The sequence below is a fragment of the Falsiroseomonas oryziterrae genome (genome assembly GCF_021864505.1).
GTDB lineage: Bacteria > Pseudomonadota > Alphaproteobacteria > Acetobacterales > Acetobacteraceae > Falsiroseomonas > Falsiroseomonas oryziterrae.
Genome location: NZ_JAKJIB010000345.1, coordinates 1 through 4179, shown reverse-complemented (window position 1 = coordinate 4179; position 4179 = coordinate 1). Strand labels below are relative to the sequence as shown.

Annotated in this window: 3 protein-coding genes and 1 pseudogene; all 4 read right to left on the bottom strand. The window is 72.6% G+C overall.

From position 1 onward, the window contains the following. Positions 1 to 211: pseudogene (locus tag L2I40_RS19755) on the bottom strand (hypothetical protein); the annotation flags it as partial. 61 nt (positions 212 to 272) lie between these two features. Further along, positions 273 to 2501 carry a xanthine dehydrogenase family protein molybdopterin-binding subunit gene (locus L2I40_RS19750; RefSeq protein ID WP_237216897.1) on the bottom strand — a complete coding sequence of 743 codons (2229 nt, stop codon included), beginning with the start codon at positions 2499 to 2501 and terminating at the stop codon, positions 273 to 275. Positions 2502 to 2512: 11 nt separating this feature from the next. Beyond that, on the bottom strand, positions 2513 to 2962 hold the full coding sequence (locus tag L2I40_RS19745; RefSeq protein ID WP_237216896.1) for a (2Fe-2S)-binding protein: 450 nt from the start codon (positions 2960 to 2962) through the stop codon (positions 2513 to 2515). A 108-nt stretch (positions 2963 to 3070) separates the two neighbouring features. After that, positions 3071 to 3958: an oxygen-dependent coproporphyrinogen oxidase gene (gene hemF, locus L2I40_RS19740; protein ID WP_237216895.1), complete on the bottom strand. Its 888-nt coding sequence runs from the start codon at positions 3956 to 3958 to the stop codon at positions 3071 to 3073. Between the last annotated feature and the right edge of the window lie 221 nt (positions 3959 to 4179).

The window sequence follows — 4179 nt, the reverse complement described above, 5'->3', positions numbered from 1 at the left end:
CGGCGGCGCGCGCCGGGCCCTTGCCGCTGCGTGCGCGACGGCCCTCGCGCAGCAGGTCGCGCGCGCGCGCATGCTGCTCGCGCAGCCGCGCGGCGAGTGCGCGCAACTCTTCCGGCGGCAGCGTCGAGAGGGTCGGATAATGGGTCTGGGCGACGAGCTGGAAGGCATCGTGGCCGAGAAGCGCGCGTTCCTCGCGCTGGCTGGCTGGCATGGTCTGGTCCTCCTGCGCGCGAAGGTGGTCCTTCGCGCGCGGAAATCCAGCCGGGCGTGTCTCAGGCTTGGCCCCAGCGTTCCTTGTTGAACGGCAGGCTGCGGATGCGGCGGCCGGTCAGCGCGGCGACCGCGTTCGCGACCGCCGGCGGGACGCCGGGCGTGCCGGGCTCGCCGATGCCGCCCATGGGCGCGCCGCTTTCGACGATCCGCACATGCACCTTCGGCATCTCGCGCGGCGACAGGATGCGGTAGCTGTCGAAGTTGCGCTGCACGGGGCGGCCATTCTCGAAGGTGATCTCCTCGAAGGCCGCCGAGGAGAGGCCGATCGCCACCGCGCTTTCGACCTGCGCCGCGATGATCGCGGGGTTCACGATGCTGCCCGGATCGATCGCGACCCAGACGTCGTGCACGGCGACCTCGGCGTCGCGGATCGAGACCTCGGCGATCGTCGCGACCTCGGACCCGAAGGGCGAGGCCATGGCGATGCCGCGCGCGCGGCGCGAGCCGTCGGCGGCATCGAACGGGCCGCGGCGCCAGCCGCCGGACAGATCCGCCACGGCATTGAGCAGGTTCCGCAGCCGCGCGCTGTTCCCGAGATGCGCCATGCGGAAGGCGAAGGGATCCTGGCCCGCGGCTTCGGCGACCTCGTCGAGGAAGCACTCGTAGAAGAAGTCGTTCATCGAGTGGCCGACGGAGCGCCAGAAGCCGATGTTGACGGGCGAGGGCACGCGCACCCAGTCCACGCGGCGGTTCGGGATGTCATAGGGCTTGAAGGCCACGCCCTCCACCGCCGAGGTGTCGACCGGCGGGTTGCCGAGCCGCGCGGGCGGCGAGTGCTGCGCGACGGGCCCTTCGCCGGGCACGGTCGCATGCAGCGCGACGATCTTCCCGCTGGCATCAAGGCCGGCTCTCAGACGTGCGAAGGCGAGCGGACGGTAGGCATCCCGGGCGAATTCCTCCTCCCGAGTCCAGACCACCTTCACCGGCCGCCCCGTCGCGCGCGCCAGGCGCACCGCCTGGTTCATCGGGTGGATGGAGCCGTAGGTGAAGTGGCGGCCGAAGAAGCCGCCCATCAGTGGCGAGTGGATGCGGACCTTGTCGGGCTCCATCCCCGCCTCGCGCGCCGCGATCTGCTGGAAGCGCTCCGGCGCCTGGTTCGGCGTCCAGACATCCATCGTGCCGTCGGCGTTGATGCGCACCGTGGCGGTCGGCGGCTCGAGCTGCGCATGGGCGAGCATCGGCGCGTCGTAGTCGGCGGTGACGACGCGCGGGGCGGCGCGGAGCGCGGCGGGCGCGTCGCCCTGCGCGTCGCGCGCCGGGTTGCCCTCCGCATCCGCGCGGGACTTCAGCAGCTCGAGATGCGAGGCGGTGGAGTAGTCCTCCGCGATCACCGTCTGGCCGGCGGCCGCGCTCCACATCACCTCGGCCTTCGCGACCGCCTGCTTCGCGCGCCAGAAGCTGTCGGCGACGACGGCGACGGCGCCAGGCAGGCGATGGACGGAATGCACGCCGGGCATGGCGCGGAGCGCGGCCTCGTTCACCACCTCGGCCGGGTCGGCGCCGGCGCGCGGGGCGTGCACGACGGCGGCCTGCAGCATGTCCTCGACCTTCACGTCGATGCCGTACTGCGCGCGGCCCGTCGCCTTGTCGCGGCTGTCGAGGCGCTTCGCGGGCGTGCCGATCAGGCGGAACGGCCCGGTCTTGGGCTGCGCATCCTGCGGCACCGGCAAGGCGGCCGCGGCCTGCGCCAGCTCGCCATAGGGAATGCGGCGGTTGCTCGCGGCATGCACGACGAAGCCGGGTACGGTCGCGCATTCGCCCGCCGGCACGCCGAGGCGCTGCGCGCCGGCTGCGACGAGCATCGCGCGCGCGGTCGCGCCGAGCACGCGGAAATGCTGGTAGCTGTTGCGGATCGAGAAGCTGCCGCCGGTGACTCGCGCGGTGCCGTTGAACAGCACCTGGTAGTCGGCGCCGGGCGGGGCGACCTCGACATCGAAGCTCGTCAGCTCGGCATCCAGCTCCTCGGCGACGATCTGCGCGACCGCGGTGTGGATGCCCTGGCCGCCCTCGGCGAAGGGGTTCAGCAGCGTGATGCGGCCGGTCGGGTGGATGGTGATGTAGGACGCGACCTTGCGGGCATGCTGCAGCCCGCCGGCCGCTTGCGCGCGGGCCTCGCGCACGGGCACGCCGATGGCCAGGCTGAAGCCGGCCGCCAGCGCGCCGAGCGCGGCGCGGCGGGACAGGTTGACGGGGCGGCCGGCCTCGAGGGCCGCGGCGATCTCGTTCATCGGCGCCTCCCTCAGCCCTGGGCCGCGCGCGCGACGCCGGCCGCGATCGCGTTGTAGGTGCCGCAGCGGCAGAGATTGGTCATGGCATCGCGCACCTGCGCCTCGGACGGGCGCGGCGTCTCCTTCAGGAGTGCCGTCGCGGCCATGATCTGGCCGGACTGGCAGTAGCCGCATTGCGGCACGTCGAGCGCCACCCAGGCCTCGACGACGCGGCGGCCGACCGGGTCGGCCTCGATCGCCTCGATGGTGGTGATGCTGCGGCCGGCGAGGCTGTCCACGGGAAGCTGGCAGGAGCGGGTGGCGACGCCGTCCAGCAGCACCGTGCAGGCGCCGCATTGCGCGACGCCGCAGCCATACTTGGTCCCCGTGAGGCCAAGGGTGTCGCGCAGCACCCAGAGCAGCGGCGTGTCGCCCTCGACATCCACGCGGCGCCGTTCGCCGTTGACGGTGATCTCGACCATCAGGCTTCTCCCCGGACGAGGGCGTGCCGCCCCATTAGGCTCCTGCAACCCAAGGTGGTGGAGGCCGACGGGCTTGTCCAGGCGGATCGGCCGGCGCCGACGCGGGTGTTACGGCCAGCCGGTCTCGGGCGGGAGCGACATCAGGATCGCCTCGACATTGCCGCCGGTCTTGAGGCCGAAGATCGTGCCGCGGTCGTAGAGCAGGTTGAACTCCACGTAGCGCCCGCGGCGGACCAGCTGGTGGGCGCGCTCGGCCTCGGTCCAGGGCTCGTGCATGCGCCGCCGCACGATGGCCGGATAGGCTTCCAGGAAGGCGAGGCCGACGTCGCGGGTGAAGGCGAAGTCCGCCTCGATTCCCTTGCCCGGCGTGCGGTCGCCGAGCCAGTCGTAGAAGATGCCGCCGAGGCCGCGGGGCTCGTTGCGGTGGGGCAGGAAGAAGTACTCGTCGCACCACTGCTTGAAGCGCGGGTAGTAGGTGCCGTCGTGGCGGTCGCAGGCGGCCTTGAAGGCGGCGTGGAAGGTCGCGGCGTCCTCCTTCGAATGCGGCGCGCCGTGGTCCATCGGCGTGATGTCGCCGCCGCCGCCGAACCAGGCGTTGGTGGTGACGATGAAGCGCGTGTTCATGTGCGCCGCCGGGACGCGCGGGCTGCGCATGTGGGCGACGAGCGACACGCCGGTCGCCAGGAAGCGCGGGTCCGCCTCGGCGCCCGGGATCTGCTTGCGGAACTCCGGGCTGAACTCGCCGAAGACGGTGGAGACGTTGACGCCCACCTTCTCGAAGACGCGGCCCTTCATCACGGACATGACCCCGCCGCCGCCCTCGGGCCGGTCCCAGGCGGTGCGCACGAAGCGGCCGGGGGGAAGATGGGCGTGCGGGCCGCTGGCGAGTTCGTCCTCGCAGGCCTCGAAGGCGGCGCAGAGGCGATCGCGCAGTTCCTCGAACCAGGCGCGGGCGCGCGGCACGAGGGGATGGTCCAGCGGGGCCGTGTCGGTCATGCGGGGCTCGGTCTTCCTCCGCGACGGGCGTTGCGTCGCATGGGCGGCAGATTGGCAGGCGGTTGCCGCAGAGGCGACCCCCTGCGCAACAGCGGCCCGGACCTGGAAACTTGCTGCGAATTCAGGGCCGCGGTCGGATTTACACCCTGCCGACCGCCCCTTTATATGCGTCGCAACGCCGCCGGCCCGGGCCCGGGCGCGCCGGCATGCCTGCGCCGCCC